This is a genomic window from Sporosarcina sp. AD_1 (genome assembly GCF_057373025.1).
In genome coordinates this window covers 18,323-38,395 of the sequence record NZ_JBPVIR010000014.1, presented here as the reverse complement: position 1 = coordinate 38,395, position 20,073 = coordinate 18,323, and the positions used below count along the sequence as shown (strand labels likewise).

21 protein-coding genes are annotated in these 20,073 nt (G+C 45.0%); 9 read left to right on the top strand and 12 right to left on the bottom strand.

The window, feature by feature from the left end; translation table 11 throughout:
• Positions 1 to 108: 108 nt before the first annotated feature.
• The 4 genes from ACSW3C_RS19265 to mutY all read right to left on the bottom strand — a co-directional run bounded on the left by ACSW3C_RS19265 (position 109) and on the right by mutY (position 4,169).
• Positions 109 to 1,854 (bottom strand): ABC transporter ATP-binding protein, encoded by a 1,746-nt coding sequence (locus tag ACSW3C_RS19265; RefSeq protein ID WP_486564607.1) that lies wholly within the window; start codon positions 1,852 to 1,854, stop codon positions 109 to 111.
• A gap of 61 nt (positions 1,855 to 1,915) precedes the next feature.
• A complete protein-coding gene (gene ntdP, locus ACSW3C_RS19260; RefSeq protein WP_238079388.1) occupies positions 1,916 to 2,458 on the bottom strand; it encodes a nucleoside tri-diphosphate phosphatase in 543 nt (180 codons plus the stop codon).
• A 179-nt stretch (positions 2,459 to 2,637) separates the two neighbouring features.
• Positions 2,638 to 3,045 (bottom strand): gamma-type small acid-soluble spore protein, encoded by a 408-nt coding sequence (locus ACSW3C_RS19255; protein WP_269135842.1) that lies wholly within the window; start codon positions 3,043 to 3,045, stop codon positions 2,638 to 2,640.
• 65 nt (positions 3,046 to 3,110) lie between these two features.
• Positions 3,111 to 4,169 carry an A/G-specific adenine glycosylase gene (mutY, locus tag ACSW3C_RS19250; protein WP_486564635.1) on the bottom strand — a complete coding sequence of 353 codons (1,059 nt, stop codon included), beginning with the start codon at positions 4,167 to 4,169 and terminating at the stop codon, positions 3,111 to 3,113.
• A gap of 100 nt (positions 4,170 to 4,269) precedes the next feature.
• Between mutY and ACSW3C_RS19245 the strand changes: the two genes are divergently transcribed.
• A complete protein-coding gene (locus tag ACSW3C_RS19245) occupies positions 4,270 to 5,253 on the top strand; it encodes a metal-dependent hydrolase (RefSeq protein ID WP_486564605.1) in 984 nt (327 codons plus the stop codon).
• A gap of 37 nt (positions 5,254 to 5,290) precedes the next feature.
• On the opposite strand, the gene ACSW3C_RS19240 is transcribed toward ACSW3C_RS19245, so the two are convergent.
• Both ACSW3C_RS19240 and recX read right to left on the bottom strand, forming a co-directional pair.
• Entirely contained in the window at positions 5,291 to 5,623 is a 333-nt protein-coding gene (locus tag ACSW3C_RS19240; protein ID WP_486564603.1) for a YfhH family protein, read from the bottom strand.
• Positions 5,601 to 6,425, bottom strand: coding sequence for a recombination regulator RecX (gene recX / locus ACSW3C_RS19235; RefSeq protein ID WP_486564601.1), 825 nt, complete (start codon positions 6,423 to 6,425; stop codon positions 5,601 to 5,603). The genes ACSW3C_RS19240 and recX overlap by 23 nt, the downstream gene beginning before the upstream one ends.
• Positions 6,426 to 6,512: 87 nt before the next feature.
• On the opposite strand from recX, the gene ACSW3C_RS19230 reads away from it, so the two are divergent.
• Both ACSW3C_RS19230 and pdaA read left to right on the top strand, forming a co-directional pair.
• Positions 6,513 to 7,412, top strand: a complete 900-nt coding sequence (locus tag ACSW3C_RS19230) for a TIGR01777 family oxidoreductase (protein WP_486564599.1) — start codon at positions 6,513 to 6,515, stop codon at positions 7,410 to 7,412.
• 130 nt (positions 7,413 to 7,542) lie between these two features.
• Positions 7,543 to 8,316, top strand: a complete 774-nt coding sequence (gene pdaA, locus ACSW3C_RS19225; protein ID WP_486564633.1) for a delta-lactam-biosynthetic de-N-acetylase — start codon at positions 7,543 to 7,545, stop codon at positions 8,314 to 8,316.
• Positions 8,317 to 8,426: 110 nt separating this feature from the next.
• Here the strand turns inward: pdaA and ACSW3C_RS19220 are convergent, their stop codons facing one another.
• Positions 8,427 to 8,663, bottom strand: a complete 237-nt coding sequence (locus ACSW3C_RS19220) for a hypothetical protein (RefSeq protein WP_486564598.1) — start codon at positions 8,661 to 8,663, stop codon at positions 8,427 to 8,429.
• A gap of 166 nt (positions 8,664 to 8,829) precedes the next feature.
• A complete protein-coding gene (locus ACSW3C_RS19215) occupies positions 8,830 to 10,011 on the bottom strand; it encodes an MFS transporter (RefSeq protein WP_486564596.1) in 1,182 nt (393 codons plus the stop codon).
• Positions 10,012 to 10,076: 65 nt separating this feature from the next.
• Here ACSW3C_RS19215 and ACSW3C_RS19210 point away from each other — a divergent pair, with 65 nt between their 5' ends.
• From ACSW3C_RS19210 to ACSW3C_RS19195, 4 genes are all read left to right on the top strand, one after another.
• Positions 10,077 to 10,463, top strand: a complete 387-nt coding sequence (locus ACSW3C_RS19210) for an OsmC family protein (protein ID WP_486564594.1) — start codon at positions 10,077 to 10,079, stop codon at positions 10,461 to 10,463.
• Between the two features lie 691 nt (positions 10,464 to 11,154).
• The gene (locus ACSW3C_RS19205; RefSeq protein ID WP_238079396.1) at positions 11,155 to 11,331 is read left to right on the top strand and encodes an SE1561 family protein; all 177 of its coding nucleotides are present in this window, start codon (positions 11,155 to 11,157) and stop codon (positions 11,329 to 11,331) included.
• A 20-nt stretch (positions 11,332 to 11,351) separates the two neighbouring features.
• Positions 11,352 to 12,890, top strand: coding sequence for a fumarate hydratase (locus tag ACSW3C_RS19200; protein WP_486564592.1), 1,539 nt, complete (start codon positions 11,352 to 11,354; stop codon positions 12,888 to 12,890).
• A 241-nt stretch (positions 12,891 to 13,131) separates the two neighbouring features.
• Complete coding sequence (locus ACSW3C_RS19195) at positions 13,132 to 15,042, top strand: heavy metal translocating P-type ATPase (protein ID WP_486564590.1); 1,911 nt, start codon at positions 13,132 to 13,134, stop codon at positions 15,040 to 15,042.
• 50 nt (positions 15,043 to 15,092) lie between these two features.
• Here the strand turns inward: ACSW3C_RS19195 and ACSW3C_RS19190 are convergent, their stop codons facing one another.
• On the bottom strand, positions 15,093 to 16,082 hold the full coding sequence (locus tag ACSW3C_RS19190; protein WP_486564588.1) for a YihY/virulence factor BrkB family protein: 990 nt from the start codon (positions 16,080 to 16,082) through the stop codon (positions 15,093 to 15,095).
• 26 nt (positions 16,083 to 16,108) lie between these two features.
• Complete coding sequence (locus ACSW3C_RS19185) at positions 16,109 to 16,480, bottom strand: YtxH domain-containing protein (RefSeq protein WP_486564586.1); 372 nt, start codon at positions 16,478 to 16,480, stop codon at positions 16,109 to 16,111.
• A gap of 257 nt (positions 16,481 to 16,737) precedes the next feature.
• On the opposite strand from ACSW3C_RS19185, the gene ACSW3C_RS19180 reads away from it, so the two are divergent.
• Both ACSW3C_RS19180 and ACSW3C_RS19175 read left to right on the top strand, forming a co-directional pair.
• Positions 16,738 to 18,123 carry an alanine/glycine:cation symporter family protein gene (locus ACSW3C_RS19180; protein ID WP_486564584.1) on the top strand — a complete coding sequence of 462 codons (1,386 nt, stop codon included), beginning with the start codon at positions 16,738 to 16,740 and terminating at the stop codon, positions 18,121 to 18,123.
• Positions 18,124 to 18,164: 41 nt separating this feature from the next.
• Positions 18,165 to 18,386: a DUF1128 domain-containing protein gene (locus ACSW3C_RS19175; protein ID WP_207963085.1), complete on the top strand. Its 222-nt coding sequence runs from the start codon at positions 18,165 to 18,167 to the stop codon at positions 18,384 to 18,386.
• Between the two features lie 95 nt (positions 18,387 to 18,481).
• Here the strand turns inward: ACSW3C_RS19175 and motB are convergent, their stop codons facing one another.
• Entirely contained in the window at positions 18,482 to 19,243 is a 762-nt protein-coding gene (gene motB, locus ACSW3C_RS19170; RefSeq protein WP_486564582.1) for a flagellar motor protein MotB, read from the bottom strand.
• The gene (gene motA / locus ACSW3C_RS19165; protein WP_486564580.1) at positions 19,227 to 20,042 is read right to left on the bottom strand and encodes a flagellar motor stator protein MotA; all 816 of its coding nucleotides are present in this window, start codon (positions 20,040 to 20,042) and stop codon (positions 19,227 to 19,229) included. Before motA ends, motB begins: the two co-directional genes overlap by 17 nt.
• Positions 20,043 to 20,073: the final 31 nt, after the last annotated feature.

The following is a 20,073-nucleotide window of genomic DNA, read 5'->3' as shown; positions in this document are numbered from 1 at the left end:
GAAACATTGAATTACTCTTATTATACTTTTTGTAGGTTAAAAGGCAATACGAAATTCCGAAAATAAAAACACCACTGATAATTCTCTTTATCAGTAGTGTTTGATAGTTTATAAATTTTGGACTTGGAACAAGTTATAATAAATGCCTTTCTGCTCCATTAATTCTTCGTGCCTACCCGCTTCTTTTAATTCACCATGATCGATGACAATTATTTTGTCCGCATGCGTGACCGTCGATAATCGGTGAGCAACGATGAACGTAGTCCGATCGTGGGCTAAACGCTCCAACGACTCTTGGATGAGTGCTTCACTTTCCAAATCCAAAGCAGAGGTCGCTTCATCCAAAATAAGCAAAGGTGGATTTTTGAGAAAGACACGGGCGATGGCGATCCGCTGTTTCTGACCACCTGACAGCTTGACGCCCCTTTCACCGACTTTTGTATCGTACCCTTCCGGCAAGGACTCGATGAAGTCATGGGCGTTTGCCGCCTTTGCCGCAGCAATTACTTCTTCTTCCGTCGCATCCGGATTCCCCATCATTATGTTGCTACGCACCGAATCGCTAAAGAGGATATTATCTTGAAGCACAATGCCGATTTGGTTTCGCAGTGATTTCAACTGAATATCACGGACGTCATGGCCGTCAATTCGGATGGCTCCCGATGACACATCATAAAACCGTGGTATCAAACTGACAATCGTCGATTTCCCTCCTCCGCTCATGCCGACAAGCGCAATCGTTTCGCCTGGCTGAACAGTGAAGTTAATCTCTTTCAACACTTCAAGACCTTCTTCTTCGTAATAAAAGCTGACGTTGTCAAAATCAATGCGGCCCTCAATGACCGGCATAGGTTTGGCCCCAGGTTTATCCGTAATATCATACGGCTCTTCCATCAGGTCGAACACCCTGTCCATGGACGCAAAGGACTGTGTCAACGTTGTCGAAGCATTAACGAGACGGCGCAACGGGTTGTACAACCGGTCGATATACGCAATGAAAGCGACCATTGTACCGATAGATAATGGTCCATTGATTACTTGATACCCTGCATAGCCGATTACAAGCAAAGGCGCCACATCGGTAATAGTATTGACAACTGCGAACGCTTTGGCATTCCATTTCGTATGGTCGATTGCTTTTGCAAGGAAGTTGCCATTTGTTCCGTCGAAGTTTTCCTGCTCCTTCTCTTCCAATGCAAAACTCTTAATAACACTCATGCCGGCTACCCGTTCATGCAAATAACTTTGCACATCCGCCAGGGCCTGGGACCTTTTACGGGTCAACTCCCGCAGCTTTCCAAAGAAATGCTTCACGCTATACGCATAAAAAGGGAAGGCAAGTAACGTAACAATAGTCAGCGGTACATCCATAAACAACATAATGACGACTGCTATGATGATGGTTGCCAGGTCAAGCCATACATTCATCAGCCCGATCATGACAAAGTTTTTCGTCTGCTCCACATCATTTATGACCCGGGAAATAACTTCTCCTGCCCTTGTGTTCGAATAAAACCGCAAACCAAGTCGCTGCAGATGAGAAAATAAATTCTGTCTGATGTCGTAAAGAATTTTGTTGCTGACATACTGTGCGTAATATTGGCGGTAATATTCGACTGGCGGCCGGATGATGAAAAACAGCAGCACGGTGCCCCCAAGCCAATAAAATAAGTAGCGTGTCTGTTCTCCCTTTGTCAGATCGTCGGCTCCGATAATGTCATCGAGGACAATCTTTATTAACAATGGAATGAACAACGGAATAGCAAATTTAACGATCCCAATGACGATGGTTAGGAAAATTTGCCAGTTGTATGGTTTTACAAATTTCATATACCGTTTGATGCTTTCTCCCATGCCATCACTCCCTTCCAAAAACAACGGAAAGCCCACTGCTGCGTGCAGGAAGGCTTTCCGGTCATGGTTTTTTCACCTGTTTGTAAAATTCATAACGCGATGTCCAAACTTCTATGAAGTCCGGAGCAAATGGGCCTTTACGCTGTTTTATCCATACGAGAAGCTTATCCAGGTTCCGGCGCAGAATTTGATCGATGACATCCGGATAGTTCATCTTCTTTTTATGGTCCGCGTATTCGTCCTCATCCAGTATGACATAACTCATATCCGGAAATACTTTTACATCGAGATCATAGTCGATGTATTTCAGCGACTTATTGTCGTATACAAATGGCGAGCTCATATTGACGTAATAGTAGACGCCGTCTTCACGAAGCATGCAAATGATGTTAAACCAATGCTCTGCATGGAAATAACAGATGGAAGGCTCTCTAGTCAGCCATGTCCGTCCATCGGCTTCTGTGACGAGTGTTCGTTCATTAGCTCCGATGACAATATTGCGAGTCCCCTTTAACACCATTGTTTCCTGCCATACTCGGTGAATGTTTCCATCGTGTTTGTAGCTATGTACTTGTATCGTTTCTCCTTCTTTTGGAATCGCCATTTAATAACCACCTTCGGCCACCGGAAATTTTGATGCCCTTTTCTATTTTTTTATTATACCAATTGCCTCTTAAAATTTGAACAAAAGCGATTCCAAGTGGAAAAAGAATGAAAACGTATTCAAACCGAAAAAACCGGCGGAAGCTTAAATGCTCCCACCGGCCGGTGATGTCAATCCAATTATTTTGTTTGGTTCCCCTGAGTGCCCGAAGCTTTTTGCTTGTTCATCTCAGCACGTTGATTCTGTTCCTTCACGTGATTTACATCAGTTTCGGAACCGAATTCTGAAGTCATGTTCTTGAACTGACCTTGGTTGTTCATTGCTGAACGACTGTTCTGTTCTTTCACATGGTTCACATCCGTTTCGGAGCCAAACTCAGCAGTCATATTCGAGAATTGACCTGAGTTGTTCATTGCTGAACTTTGGTTTTGTTCTCTCACATGTTGCACATCCGTTTCAGAACCAAATTCACTTCCCATAGAAGAGAACTGACCTTGATTCTGAGCGTTCATCGCTGAACTTTGGTTTTGCTGCCTTACATGATTCGCATCTGTTTTGGCGTTTTTGCTGAATGGATTTTTTGTCATGGATTTTCACCTCCGTGAACAATATGATGTGCACGTGAGGCGTTTTTATTCGACGGTATTTTTTTCTATTTGACCGGGTTAACTACATTCCATAATTTTATGACTGGCATCGGTTTTGGCAACGCTTCAACTTCCTCTGCCGTGAACCATCTTGCCTTCTCTGAGACAAATCCGGCATTCGGTGTCACCGCTATATACCCTTTCACTTCCCAAGTTAAATGGGAAAACACATGGTTAAAATCAAAAATGGCTGATACCTCATCCAATTGAAGGCCATACTGATCCTGAATCGCTAGGGCAGGATTTTCTTCTTGCAGTAGTTCGGCTGTCGGGAACTCCCACATATTCGCAAGAAGCCCTTTCTCAGGACGCTGTTGCATAAACCACTTGCCGTTTCCGTCCGTAATTGCGAAAAAAGCCAATGGGATAGTTTTCATTTTTGTTTTCTTTGTTTTAAGCGGCAATTCATCTTGCCGCCCTTCTTCAAAAGCAGCACAGAATTCCCGGACTGGACAGAGCAGGCATTTTGGCCGTGGTATGCAGATGGTAGCTCCAAGTTCCATTAGGGCTTGATTGAAAGCAGAAGGGTCCTCTTTATAGATCAAATCCATAACTGCCTGCTCGAACGTTTTTCTAGTCTTCGGCAAGGCGATATCTTCTTCAATAAGAAGGATCCTTGATAATACGCGCATCACATTTCCATCAACAGCATGTTCCGGAATACCGTATGCAATACTTAAGATGGCTCCCGCTGTATATGGCCCGATCCCACGCAGAGAAGAAATTTCTTTTCTAGTTGTTGGCACGCTGCCGCCATACGATTCCACTACTTCTTTAACACCCTGCTGAAGATTTCGGGCCCTCGAGTAATAGCCAAGGCCTTCCCACATTTTCAATAATTCTTCTTCTTTGGCATTCGCCAAAGCTTGCATTGTCGGAAACTTTGCCGTAAAACGTTCATAATAAGGAATGACAGTCTCCACACGTGTTTGCTGCAGCATCACTTCTGATACCCAGATTAAGTACGGATCCGTTGTTTTTCGCCATGGAAGGTCACGTTTTTCCCTGTAATACCAAGAAACGAGTGCCTCCTGAAATAATTTTTTCTGTTCATTCTCCTGCAACAACTTTAACCGCCACCTTGCAAATACTTTTTGTTCGATAAAAAAAGGGTATATACTAATACTAAGAAGACACTGATGAACTGAAGGAAGGAGTGATCACTTGGATACAGGAACACATATTGTCATGAGTGCCGCGGTTTGCGGAATCGCACTTGCGGATCCTGTCGTTTCTTCAGATCCTGTGACTATGACAGCTGTTTTTGTCGGAATAGCCGGCGGTTCCCTCATACCGGATATCGACACCGTTCTAAAATTGAAGAACAATGCCATCTATATCCGGAATCATCGGGGCATCACCCATTCTGTCCCTGCTGTGTTGCTTTGGCCTCTCGTTATTTCAGTGTTGCTTTCGTTTCTGTTGCCTGGCGCAGATTATATCCATGTTTGGGCTTGGACATTTTTAGCCGTATTCCTTCATGTCTTTGTGGACATTTTTAATTCATACGGCACACAAGCCTTGCGCCCATTCTCCAATCGATGGGTCGCTATCGGGGTAATCAATACGTTCGATCCGATAATATTTGGATTGCATATCATCGCAATCCTCGCCTGGATTCTTGGCAGCAACCCAGTATTCACATTCGCATTGCTCTATGCCGTGCTGTTTGGCTACTATTTACTGCGCTTCGCAGTAAAAGCGGCTGTAAAGCAAGCCGTTTGCAACACAGTGCCTGATGCGACAGATATTTTCATTGCACCGACCATGCGGTTTTTCCAATGGCGGGTGGCCGCTTCGAATGACAAATATCATTACGTAGGACGTGCCTATAAACGGTCCGTAAATATTTACGATCGCTTTGAACGGGAACCATTACCTGATTCCCCTTATATCGAGGCTGCCATGAAAGATCGAAATATCAAAGCCTTTGTTTCTTTTTCACCCATTTACCGATGGGCCATCTCGTATGTTGGCGACATAGTGGAAGTCCGCCTCATTGATCTGCGCTACCGGAGCAAAGGGTATTATCCATTTGTTGCAGTTGCTCACCTCAATAAAGACTTGGAAGTCGTCAACTCCTACACGGGCTGGATTTTCTCCGAAGACAAGCTGCGAAAAAAACTAAAGATCATCCCGAATTCATAAGAGCTGCCTGTCCTATCGCAGGCAGCTCTTATTCCTGTCATTTCCCGGACTTTAATGGTTTCAGCATGGAAATCGGCAATGCTTCTTCCGCTCGTGTACCGCTCAGTCGGTATCCCCAAGCAAATAGGCCCTTCAAGTAATCCACCTTGAAGAAAACTCCTTCATCACCATCGATCCGATACACTTCTCCCGGAACAATCGAGTCTGCATCAACCAAATAGGATTGTACAATAACGGCTTTCCGCTGATACACCGCATATTCGTTTACAATGCCAAGCTGCTCCGCTTTACGCGCTTTTTCCATAAGCCGTGCAATTTCAGAGCGAAGCTCGTGTTCTGTCATTTCACTATATTTCTTCTGGCTCTCCATGATCCTCTGTCTCCTTCTTTTCAATGAACCGGTTAATCCGGTCCATCGGTATGCCTTTTTGATACATCGCCTGCTTCACCCGGTTGATCAATTGATAGCCCGAATGTTTTGATTCGTATCGACGCCATGCTTTCTCACCGATTGAGTGAGTCATCGCATCCCACTCGTCCTCTTCTATTTCCATCTCCAGGTTATCAATGACTTGATTGACCACCTCATAGGAGAATCCTTTACGTAATAAGGCGTTCTGGATTTTTTGCTTTAATTGCGCGGGAGGGGTGGAACGATTTCCGTTGACGGCTTTTTCCGCCAACTTTCTTGCTCGCGCCACCTGTTCCTCATCTGAATATTGCTCGATCACTTGTTGTTGTAATTCTTTAGCGATCCCTTTTTTCTGCATATCTTGCTGGATGGCTTTCGGTCCTTTATTCGAAGTGTTTTTTTGTGTTTGCAATAAAGCCTCCGAAAATGCTTCATCATTTAAGAAACCGAGACGCTTCAGTTTGACGATTGCCTCCAGGATAACCGCCTCTCCAAACTCCAAATCCGCTAGCTTCTTCTTCACTTCAAACTCGCTTCGCATCCGAAACGATAAGTAGTGGAGCGCACGATTAAATGCCTTTTCAATTTGGTCTTCGTACTCGATTTCGCCTTTAGCCCAATCATCCACCTGCATCCCTTTCGTCAAACCAAACTTGACGAGCACGGATTCATGGACGCTGAATGCGTATACTTCATCGAGAAATATATTATATCGTTCGCTATCACGTTTTTGTTGTGTTATTTTCGTAATAACAGACATATAGGCATACCTCCCCGCTATTACTAGTATACAACGATGAGACATGGAGGTCAGCTTTCTGATTTTAGTCGAGAGGAGATGGCCGGAATGAGAGTGGTTATTGCCGGTGGAACAGGATTTGTCGGACGTCATCTTGTGGAGTTGCTGCAGGCGCAACAAGACGAAGTCATCGTGCTTACGAGGAAATCATCCCATACTTCGAATGGAGTCACTTATGTGCGATGGCTCGATGAGGATGCCTGTCCAGAAAAAGAAATAGGGACAGCCGATGCCTTTATCAATTTGGCTGGCGTCTCAATTAATGATGGAAGATGGAATCAATCCCATCGAGAAGCGATTTATAACAGCCGTATGGAAGCGACGGATGAATTGTTGAGAATCATCTCGGCGATGGAACAAAAGCCTTCTGTTTTAATCAATGCGAGTGCAATAGGTATTTATCCGACCTCGGAAACCGCTGTATATACAGAACGTTCAACAGAAAAAGCAGATGATTTGCTGGGTACAACCGTAACAGCATGGGAAGAGAAAGCTTCTGCCGCTTCCGAAATGGGCATCCGTACGGTCTTTACACGGTTCGGAACCGTTTTCGGCAAAGAAGATGGAGCACTTCCATTAATGGTCATGCCCTATAAATTGTTCGTTGGGGGCAAAATTGGCAGCGGCAAGCAATGGATCTCCTGGGTGCATGTGGAGGATGTCGCACGCGCCATCTTGTTTGCATTAACACACGATAGCTTGGAAGGGCCTGTAAATGTCACATCGCCTTTCCCAAAACGGATGAGCGAAGTCGGAAAAGCAATCGGTTCCACAATCGGCCGGCCGCATTGGATGCCAGCCCCTGCGCCGCTAATGAAAATAGCATTAGGCAAGAAAAGCAGCCTCGTGCTGGAAGGACAATTTGTACTGCCTGAAGTACTCCAAGAAGCCGGCTTCCAATTTAATTTTCCGGTTCTTGAAGACGCCCTAAATGACTTGCTGGCGTAAAGTATATTTTTTTCAAAAACGCACATCCTAACAACAAAATCCTTGTGGTTGCTTTTCTTGAAGCCTGCCCTCGGATTCTGGAAGGAAAAGGAGTGTGTTACGCGTGGAACATCATGGACCCGGGATCTTAATGGCCGCCTTCATCATCATCGTCGGTGTGCTATTTAATCCTTTTGCCGCAAATGCGGAAGAATTCCATTGGGGATTCAAAAAAGCAACCGGCGGCGTTCCGCCTGATGCAGGAGCCGCATTGGAAACTATACTTGAACGTCACGGCGCCATCTACAAAGGAAAACCCGATGAGAAAATCGCCTACCTGACATTTGATAATGGCTATGAAAATGGCTATACGGAAAGCATTCTCGATACACTCAAAAAAGAGGAAGCCCCGGCGACATTCTTTCTCACCGGCCATTATTTAAAAAGCGCGGCGCCTCTCGTAAAACGGATGGTGAAGGAAGGCCATATCATCGGAAATCACTCTTATAACCACCCGAATATGGCTAGCGTCTCCCAACAAAAGGTGGAAGAAGAACTGAAGAAGTTTGACGAACTGCTGAACCAGACAGCCGGTGTCCAGCGAACCAACTACTTCCGTCCGCCTGAAGGAGTTTTCAGCGAAGCACTCCTCGCCCAGGCAAATGAACTCGGATACCGTCACATCTTCTGGTCCGTCGCCTTTATCGACTGGCATGCAAACAAGCCGAAAGGAAAAGCTTACGCGTACAATGAACTCATGAACCAATTGCATCCGGGAGCGGTCATCCTCATGCACACCGTCTCTCCAGATAACGCGGAAGCACTCCCCGACTTTATTCGCGAAGCCAAAAAATTGGGCTACGAATTCCGGACGCTCGATGACCTTGTTCTCGAGTACGAAAATGTTAACTCCATTTTGCACTGAGCATCCACTTTGTGGGTGCTCTTTTTTGATGTGGTTTGTTCCGTGGCTTGGTTGGCAGTAAGTCAATATATCTGGACGAACGCCAGAATATTGGATTGAACACCAGATAATCAGCGCGAACGCCAGAATATAGAATTGAACGCCAGATAACCAGTACGAACGCCAGAATAAAGATTTGAACGCCAGATAACCAGCGCGAACGCCAGAATATAGATTTGAACGCCAGATAACCAAAACGAACGCCAGAATATTGGATTGAACGCCAGATAACCAGTACGAACGCCAGAATATTGGATTGAACGCCAGATAACCGACACGAACGTCAAATTACTCTCGGCTTCCGCCAATTAAAATTGTCCTTGAGCCGGCGCCAGTTGACTAACCGCAAGAGTTCCAGATAAACGGGATCCATCCCAGTAATTAAATTGAAATGGACTCCAAAAATTAAATTCATAAAAAACGCCATATAAGGCGTCTAACAAGCACTCAGACTTTATTACCAGCCGACCACTTTTACCCAATCGCACGCGTCCTCCTTCTCCCCCCGACAAGTGCAGCGATAAATAACAATCCAAAGAAGATAGATAAAATCAGCAGAAAGCTCACGTTGGCAAAATGCTCTAAAAACAGGCCGCCTACAAATGGGCCGGTTAAGCTGCCGATGCTGAAAAAGATGCCGCATAGTAAATTTCCGGTCGGCAAGAGATCCTTCGGTGTTAAATCCGACATGTAGGAAATGCCGAGTGAGAAGACAGAACCTAAGAAAATCCCAGTAATGAAAATGGCGATTAGAATAAATAAGACCGTGTTGCCAGCTAGTCCTGCAAGCAAGAAGCCGGCTGCGCCTCCAGCATAGGTGATTGGAACAATTATCCGCCTCCCGATTTTATCGGACAACATGCCGAGCGGCAGCTGCGATAAAATTCCGCCTAAAGAGAAAGTGGCCAATATCAGGGAAACTGAACTTAATTCCAATCCGTTTCGCAAGGCATAAACGGGATACATTGCATTGAGTGATGACTCCAGAAAGCCATAACCAAATGGACCTAAAAATGCGATGCCCGCAACTGCAATCGTCATTTTCGCCCGTCCTGCAAAATGGCGACCGCCTGCTTCATTACTGGATATAACATCCGGAAAATCGTTTTTCAATGTAAAGACGAGTGACCAGGCAGCCATGCAAAGGAGGCCGGATATGATGAAAGGCAGCCCTTCGAATACATGGACTAGCGGGGCAAATAATGGTCCAGCTCCAAATCCCACACTGAAAGACAAACCATAAACCGCTATATTTCTGCCAAGACGATAGCTCGGGGATGTGCTCGTTATCCATGTTTGAGTCGAGAAATGAAGGGCATGGTCTCCGATGCCAATTAATAACCGCAAGATAAACCAGAAAACTACATGCTTCCAAAGCGGAAACAGAAGGAGCGATCCAAAAACGATAATTCCTCCAAAAATAATGATGGGTTTATACCCAAACCGCCGAAGCGGCGCTTCCATAAAAGGCGAAACCAGGAGTGTCCCGATGTACAGTCCCGTTGCATTTAACCCGTTCAATGTACTGGATATTCCATCCCGTTCAAAGATGGCTGAAATGAGCGGCAATAACATACCTTGTGAAAAACCTGAGATCGACACGATGATGACTAAAATCCAAAAACGATGCCGTTCTGCCTGAAGTGTTCGATCCATAAGCATTCTGCTCCTTAAATATTTGAATTTCTTATACAATGGTAGCATAAGGAGGAATGAAAACGATGAAATTTGAAATGACTGAAAACGGCTTTGAAACCGAAACATCCTATGGAAAATTAGCCATCTCTTCGAATGAGGAATATGGATTCAGACCCTTCCAACTACTCGTCACTTCCGTCGCAGTATGCAGCGGCGGAGTCATGAGAAAAATTCTCGACAAAATGCGTATGCCCGCCGAACATATTACGGTGGAGGCTAAGGAAATCGTCCGCAACCCAGATGAAGCCGACCGGATTGAAAAAATCCATCTCCATTTCACAATCAAAGGTTCTTCCATTGAAGATTCGAAAATGGATCGCGTCCTGGAACTGACAAGGAAAAACTGTTCCATGGTCCAGTCCGTGCATGAATCCATTGAGATTGTTGAAACTTATGAAATCGCACAATAACAAAAAGGCCCAGTCATATCTGCTAGCAGATGATGGCTGGGCCTTTACGTCTGAGTAATATCTTCACTTTCCATTTGCATAAAGATGTCGTAGTCGGCCGGTGCAATTGCTGCCGTCCGTTCACGGATCCCCTCCTTTGTCATCAGGATGTGATTCGTCTCTACTCCTACGGCCTCCTTTACGATTGATTAAACATAGTATAACACAAAGATTTTATATTTCAAACAATTCGATTATTTTTAATTCTAAATTCCTATATCATTGATGTGATGGTAATCAAGGAGCCGCGTTGCGGTACACTGTGTGAGCATTGCATCGCCCCGCTCCCATTTCTCACACCAAGAATGCATTACCCATGTCCAAACTCGCACTGCCTAGTTCTAATCGATTATAATTACTATCATTCCACTCATTCACAGTCAAATTAGCATATCTCTGTCCGGCTCGGCATTACCAAATTTCAAACGGCATACCACATCCACGCCCGAGCAATAACTCTCCCACCCGTGCATAACACATCGACACACCCACATGAACCACTTCAAACCAAGCATAACCAACCACCAAGAAACGCATAATACCATAAAAGTGGCACATCACCATAAAAACACCTCACAGCTCACAAGGAGAGGACATTGAACAATTCCACGTTTTCATATAGGATAGAAATGAATGAAAAGAGGTGTCTCGCTTGAATCATCCACAAAACAATGGACAAGTGGATCAGTTAAAAAGCCGTCTCCATCAATTCCTTGAAAAATTGGAATCGATAGAGCCTGAAACGGCGGATCTGCAAGAAATTGATCAACTGATACAATTAGTTGATGAACTCGAAAAACAGATGGAACAGCTTAAAACAGACAACTGAATAAGCAGGGGGAAATTTGAATGTACATAGAAAATCTCGAAAAGAGCATGTATGAACTTGTCTGCGAAACATCGACAAACTTGCCGAAGGATGTCCGCAGAGCGGTAAAAGCGGCAAGGGAACTCGAGGATGCCGGTACACGTGCGGCAATGAGTCTTGATACGATTGCGAAAAATATTAATATGGCGGACGAGAAGCTTTCTCCGATCTGTCAGGATACAGGCTTGCCTACTTTTAAAATTAAGACGCCAGTCGGTGTAAACCAACTGGAAATCAAAGCAGCCATTCGCCGTGCAATTGAACAGGCGACAAAAGACGGCAAGTTGCGTCCGAATGCGGTTGATTCCTTAACAGGTGAAAATAGCGGCGACAATTTGGGCCTTGGCCTCCCTGTCGTGAAATTCGAACAATGGGAAGAGAATCACATTGAAGTGAAACTCATCCTAAAAGGCGGCGGTTGTGAGAATAAAAACATCCAATACAGCCTTCCAGCTGAATTAGAAGGTCTTGGCCGCGCCGGCCGCGACCTGGATGGCATTCGCAAATGCATTTTGCATTCTGTCTATCAAGCACAAGGGCAAGGCTGTTCTGCAGGATTTATCGGCGTTGGCATTGGCGGCGACCGGTCATCGGGCTACGATTTGGCCAAAGAACAGCTCTTCCGTGAAGTGGATGATGTCAATCCAATTCCGGAGCTTGCGGAGTTAGAACGCTATATCTTAAAAACAGCCAATACGCTTGGCATCGGCACGATGGGCTTTGGCGGCGAAGCGACGCTGCTCGGCTGTAAAATCGGTGTCATGCACCGCATTCCAGCGAGCTTTTATGTTTCGGTTGCGTACAATTGCTGGGCATATCGTCGGATGGCAGTGGATATCGACGCGAATACCGGCGAAATTCAGCACTGGCATTATAATGATGGCGACAAGTTAACTTTTGAGGAGCCGGCGCAAGATGATTCCGTCCAGTCGTCTTCCAGAGTCGTGGAGCTGACAGCACCGATCACCGAAGAACAAATCCGTGATTTGAAAGTCGGAGACGTCGTTAAGATCAGCGGCCGCATGTACACGGGCCGGGATGCCATCCATAAATATTTATCCGACAACGATTCTCCAGTCGACTTGAACGGACAAATCATTTACCATTGTGGACCGGTTGTTTTGAAGAACGAAGATGGTTCTTATGAAATTAAAGCCGCAGGCCCGACTACTTCCATTCGTGAAGAACCTTATCAAGGCGATATCATGAAGAAGTTTGGCATCCGCGCTGTCATCGGAAAAGGCGGAATGGGTCCAAAAACATTGGCAGCGTTAGAGGAACACGGAGGCGTCTATTTGAACGCGATCGGCGGTGCCGCACAATATTATGCGGACTGCATTAAAGCTGTTGAAGGTGTCGATCTTCTTCAGTTCGGCATTCCAGAGGCCATGTGGCACTTGCGTGTTGAAGATTTCACAGCGGTTGTGACGATGGACTCACATGGCAATAGCCTGCATGCCGATGTAGATAAATCCTCACTTGATAAACTTGCACAATACAAAGAAAAAGTATTTGCATAAGATGACAAGGCAGCAGTATCTCTCGCTAGATACTGCTGTCTTTTTTTAGTTTCTTTTTTATGCAAATTGGTAACATTTCATAGTTTGCTATGCTATACTACTAACAGATGATAATTATTATAACATCATAATCATTATCATTAACTAACAAATAACCTTTTCACCTATTATTTTATAGGTTTAAAATAAATTCCTTATCATATTCACCTTGATAAACATTCTCAATTAGGAGGTGCTTAGTTTGACAACTCAACCTATCGAAAAAGAATCCACTTCTTTTCAGTGGACTGCTCATTTGGAATTATTCGCCGCCCTATTATCCGGTCTTTTAATTGCCATCGCCTGGTCTATAGGGAAATCTGGCATGGAAAATGCTTCTATTATTCTATATATCATTGCATTCTTAATCGGCGGCTTTGCAAAAGCGAAGGAGGGCATTGAAGAGACAATAAAGGATAAGCAGCTCAACGTGGAGATGCTAATGGTTTTCGCAGCAATCGGTTCTGCCGTAATTGGCTACTGGGCAGAAGGTGCGATTCTGATCTTCATTTTCGCTGTAAGCGGTGCTTTAGAGACGTATACCCTAAATAAAAGCCATAAAGAAATTTCGGCCCTTATGGGTATGCAGCCAGAGGTTGCTTGGCTGATAGATGCAGAAGGAGCTGTATCTCAAGTATCCACCGACTCCCTTTCCGTGGGCTCCTTGCTGCTCGTTAAACCAGGTGAGCGCATACCGGTTGACGGCATCATTGTGTCAGGCATGACATCGGTAGATCTGTCCGCTATCAATGGAGAATCTGTCCCTGTCTCTCGGGGCGAAGGCGATGAGCTGTTTGCCGGAACGGTCAACATGAGCGGAGCCATTCAAATGAAAATGACGAAGCCAAGTTCCGAGACATTGTTCCAGAAGATCATTCAGCTCGTCCAAAATGCACAAAGTGAAAAATCCCCTTCCCAGCAATTCATTGAACGTTTTGAAGGGACTTATGTAAAAGTTGTCATTGCTACGGTGCTCATTATGATGGTCCTTCCCCACTTCCTATTCGGGTGGGATTGGACAACGACATTTTACAGGGCGATTGTCCTGCTCGTTGTAGCCTCTCCATGTGCACTTGTTGCTTCTATTATGCCTGCAACCCTGGCTGCAGTTTCTAACGGGGCCAAACGAGGTGTCTTATTCAAAGGTGGTTTGCACCTTGAGCATGTCGGCTCATTGAAAGCAATCGCTTTTGATAAAACAGGCACGTTAACAACAGGCAAGCCGATAGTAACAGATTTCATTGTACGAAATGGTAAAGACGCACAGGAAGCACTTGCCCTACTAGCGGCGATTGAGTCACAATCCAATCACCCTTTGGCGATGGCCATTACAAAATATGCAGTGGAACAAGGGGTTCAGATCCCCCGCGCTCCCCATATTGAAGACGTACCTGGCTATGGCATCCGAGCGTTCGTTGGAGATCATGAGTTTTTAGTCGGAAATCCACGATTTGTCGGTGAAGACGCCGTCCATGGATTCAAGGAAGACGTGGCAAAGAAGTTAGCCGGTGAAGGAAAAACAGTGATCTATATGAAGGACCATGAAGGGATTTTGGCTTGCGCGGCTCTTCGTGACACATTGCGTCCTGAAGCTGCCAAAGCCATACAAGATTTAAAGGTGCTCGGCATTAGTCCGATCATGTTAACAGGGGATAACCAATTGACAGCTGCCGCTATCGCCAAAGAAGCAGGAGTTGAAAAATATGTCTCTGAATGTCTGCCTGAAAGAAAGGTAGAAGAAATAAAACAATTGCTGAACGAATACGGCACAGTCGGAATGGTCGGTGATGGCATCAATGATGCACCGGCGCTCGCTACTGCGACTTCTGGCATCGCGATGGGTGAAGGGACAGATGTCGCGCTCGAAACTGCCGATGTGGTTCTTATGCAAAACGATTTAAACCGTTTAGCGTATGCCGTGAAACTATCCCGGAAAATGCAGCGAATTGTGAAGCAGAATGTGTTCTTCTCCATTTCTGTCATTGTGGTGCTCATTTTGTCCAACTTCATGCAGGTCGTCGATTTGCCACTTGGCGTCATCGGCCATGAAGGCAGTACGATCCTTGTTATTTTGAATGGCCTACGGATGTTGAATCCGATGAACAAGGCATAAAACAATCCACACAGAATCTCTCAATCAGACAGAAAAAAAAGCAATGCCCCTTAGTGGATGGCATTGCTTTTTTTCTTTGCTATGATCGCTTGTTTACGTTCAGTCAATACAGCGTTCAACTGGCCTCCAAGCATTAATATGATTGCGGAGAAATAGAGCCAAAGCATGAGAACAATGATTGCCCCGATACTGCCATACGTTTTGGAGTAGTTCGCATAATTCCCTACATAAAACGAAAAGGCTAGCGACGTGACAATCCAACCGACAGTTGCAAACAAAGCTCCAGGGAAAACGCTCTTCAAATGGATTTTCATATTAGGGACAGCCCAATATGTGGCAGAAAAAACGACGAAAATTAGGATTGGGGGTAGAATCCATCGCAAACTGCCCCACAGTTTCATAAATCCTTCTTCTAGTCCAAAATAGGAAAACAACAGCGTTCCGATTTGCTGGCCAAATACCGGCAGAACCAGTGCAACGACCAAAACGCCGATCAATGCGATGGTGAAAAGCACCGACATCCCTCTTGACACGAGAAAAGATCTTGTTTCCTCCACAAAATAAGAGCGATTCAATGCTCTCGTCAACGCATTCATCCCTTTGGAAGCGGACCAGATGGTTGCGAGTAATCCAATGGATAATAAACTGCCGTTCCGGTTTTTCAGTATCTCATCAATTGTGCTTTTGATTAGCTGATAAACACTGTCCGGTGCATATTCCCTGACAAAAAGGAACACTTGCGATTCATCCAAATTCAAGTATGGCAACAACGTAATTAGAAAGATTAATAGAGGAAACATAGACAACAGAAAAAAGAAAGCAAGTTGAGAACCGAGACCGGTTACATCTACTTTCTTTATTCTGACTACTAATTCCTTAAAAAACCCGTTTGCTGTCGTCACATCAAACTTTTGTAAATCTCCATCTTTCACATCATCCAAGAAATTCATGACTTTCGTATCCTTCATGAATCCATCTTTTTTATCCTGTTCGGCATAAACCGGCTTGCTTGCTTTGAAAGTCTGATTTTCGTTCTTCACATTAGACTCACTCCTTTCAAAGCCTTTTACTTTTTTGTCATATCCTCTTTCGCACTCTGAACGATTTCCTTCACTTCATCTTTTGATTCAACGACGGCATCCTTCGTGTTCATGACAACTTCTTTTACTTGCGGTGTCAATGCTTTCAGCTCTTCCACCTGCTGCTTTATATAGGAGGCATCGCCGGCAAGCTGTTCATATACCGACTGATATTTCTCTTTCTTTTCTTGTATCTTGCTCATCAAGACATCACGGTTTTTGGAATAATAACTGATTTCGGCAGCCATATCCTTTGTCGTTTTTGCCATATGTTGTCTCGTCGCCCGATCGAATAGGCTGATTGCTGCTCCGGCTAGAGCTCCAAATAAGATGAACTTTCCAAATTTGCTATTGCTCACTCTAATACCTCCAATTCCGACTAGTTTTGCATATATTATTATACCCTCTCTAGCCGAAAACAAACAAATTTCGCATGGAGTAAAAAAAGTACTTGACTAACGCGTTAAAGTTTCGGAATATTAACAATAGAACTAGTTATTATTAGTTTGTTAATACAAAGTTAGTATGCTTTGAGAGGGAGTCGATACAGGGGGAAATGAGAGGTTGGGGTATATTTCACACGCAAAAATAAACTAGAAAAAACGGGGGTATTGAGATGGATGCAATCGCAGGTGCATTAGACAAGATCAGTGGATTGGTTTGGGGACCGCCACTATTGATCCTCCTTGTCGGTACAGGTATATTCCTGACAGCAAGGCTCGCATTTATACAAGTACGTTTATTGCCGTATTCCTTAAGGCAAGTTTTTTCAAGGAAACATGATAAGAAAGCCGATGGGGATATTTCGCAATTCCAGGCACTCATGACAGCGATGGCTGCTACCGTTGGGGTCGGTAACATCGTCGGAGTTGCCGGCGCGGTAGCAGCAGGCGGACCAGGCGCGATTTTCTGGATGTGGCTTGCCGGATTCTTCGGGATGGCTACTAAATATGGAGAAGCCATTCTGGCGGTTAAATACCGTGTGAAAGACTCGAAAGGCCAAATGGCTGGCGGACCGATGTATTATTTAGAGCATGGCTTGAAACAAAAGTGGCTCGGTGTACTATTTGCCGTATTTGGGGCATTTGCTGCATTCGGTATCGGAAATGGAACCCAGTCGAAAGCTGTTGCTGACGTCATGTCCAGCACTTTCAGCGTACCTCACTGGGCAACTGGAATCGGGCTTGTCATCTTCGGAGCTCTCGTTATTTTAGGCGGAATTAAATCAATCGGTAAGGTTACAGCCTTTTTCGTTCCAATCATGGCATTATTTTATTTCATTGCAGGATTAATAGTTGTTATTCTTAATTTCGATTTGGTACCAGGTGCATTTGCATTGATTTTCAAAGATGCATTTACAGGACAAGCTGTCGCAGGGGGAGCAATTGGTGCGGTCATCCGTTTCGGAGTAGCTCGCGGTCTCTTCTCCAACGAAGCAGGTCTCGGTTCGGCTCCTATTGCCGCTGCTGCAGCGCGTACGGATATGCCAGGGCGTCAAGCTCTCATTTCAATGACACAAGTACTTTTTGATACTCTTATCATCTGTTCGATTACTGGTGTGACGATCGTCATGTCAAATAAATGGCAAGAAGGCGTAGCAACCGGTTCACTGACAGCTGAAGCGTTTGGCTCTTTCTTAGGAAGCGCAGGTCCGATTGTCGTGGCGATTGGTTTGATCTTCTTCGCGACTTCTACGATTCTTGGTTGGTCTTACTACGGTGAAAAGTGCTTCCAGTATCTTTTCCCGAATAACAAGGCAGTTTTCGCTTATCGCGTAATTTTTGTACTATTCATTTTCGTAGGTTCCGTTATTAGTCTTGAAGCAGTTTGGGCACTTGCCGACGTCTTGAACGGTCTGATGGCCATCCCGAACTTGATCGGTCTTCTTGGTCTATCCGGAGTTATCGTAATGGAAACAAAACGCTTCCAAGCGAAAATCAAAGAAGAAAAAGAAGCGGAGCGATTGGGCAAATCATCAGCTGTTGACACAACGTCAAAATAATGAAATGATAAATCCTAAGCTGAAGAAAGGTGGGCAACCACATGGATTTATCAAACCCGACACAAGAAAATATTTCATACATGGTGGAGCAAATTAAAGAAAAACTCCGTATGGTCAATGTTGATGCGATGAAAGCTGAAAACTTCAACACATCACGTTACGAAGATCTTCACTATATGTACGAGATGGTCATGAAACGGGATACATTCTCACCAAATGAAATGCAAGCAATTGCTGCAGAACTTGGGTCACTTCGTGAATAGCAAGACGGGCCGCCACTGTGCATGACGCACTATAGGCGGCCCATTTTTTCCCCCGAAAAAAGCTTACGCACCCTGGCAAGGGTAGCGTAAGCTTTTTATTCAACCGGAGTACCGTCTTTCAGCACTAGTGGCTGGATCAACACTTCGACTCGTCTGTTTTTGCTTCTGCCTTCCGGCGTGTCGTTTGAAGCGATCGGCTGGAACTCACCAAATCCTTTAGTACTGAATAGACGAGGATCGAGGTTGCTGTCACGGACTAATATCTTCAAAAAGTTGTAGGCCCGCATCGAGCTTAAATCCCAGTTGGAATCAAACTCGGCGGTATGGATCGGAATATTATCCGTATGGCCGGCTATGACAATTTGTCTCGGTTTATCAAACACAAGCAAGTCACCAATGTCCTTCGCAAGATTTTCGTATTGCGGACTGATCGTCGCCTTCCCCGTTTCAAACAAGATGCTGTCACGGATGGTGATGAGCAGTCCTTCATCCGTCAGCTTGGTCTGAAATTGATTCTCCAACTCATGAACTGCGATATATTCATCCAGTTTATCTTGAATTTCACTTAATGAACGCTGGTCCTCCAAATAGGAGGAGTTATCATTCTCCTGCCCTGCCTGGTCTTTAGGGACCGGTACAGTCGTTGGGGACGAGTTGTCCATCACCCCGCGCCCGCCATCGAAAATTTCGTTGAAAACGGAGGATATCTGGCTAAATTTTGCCTCGTCCACTGAACTGGATGCAAATAGCACGATGAACAGCGCCAAAAGCAAAGTTAATAGATCCGCATAAGGCAATAGCCATGATTCATTAATATGTCCCTCTTCGCTTTTCCTTTTCTTACGTCTCTTCGACAACCTGGCCAGCCTCCTTGCCCTCTGAATTTTTCGCAGCCAGTTTGCGACGTTCTTCCATGGATAGATATGAGGCCAATTTTTGTTCAATTACACGTGGTGCTTCACCTTCTAGAACCGATAAGATTCCTTCGATCATCATCATCTTTTGTCTAGCTTCTTCTTTGGACTTCCGGATTAATTTATTTGCGAACGGATGCCACAAAACATATCCCGTAAAAATACCAAGAAGCGTCGCGACAAACGCAGCGGAAATCGCATGGCCAAGTGCATCGATGTCATTCATGTTTTTCAATGCAGCAATCAAACCGACAACCGCACCAAGTACACCAAGTGTCGGTGCATAGGTGCCCGCCTGGCTGAATATCTGGGAGCCCGCCGAGTGCCTCTCCTGCATCGCTTCCACTTCCTCCGTCAAAACATCACGGATATAGTCAGCATTTTGGCCATCAATTGCTAGTCCCAGCCCATTTTTCAAAAAAGGATCGGAAATTTCATCTGCCTTCGCTTCTAGGGAAAGCAGCCCTTCCCGTCTTGCAATATCCGCCCAACCGGAAAACATCCGGATCAGGTCCGCATCAGAAGTGAGCTTCTGTTCTTTGAACAAGACACCGAATAGTTTAGGAATCCGTTTCACTTCGCTCTTTGGGAACGCGATTACAACTGAAGCAGCTGTTCCTGCAATGATGATCAGGATAGCTGCCAAATTCACCAGGTTATCCGGAGTGACACCCTTTAACGTCATACCGACCAACAATGCCACAACTCCGAGTATTAATCCTAATACCGTTGTTAAATCCATAATTGTACCTCCCATATCTACCTATCTACTT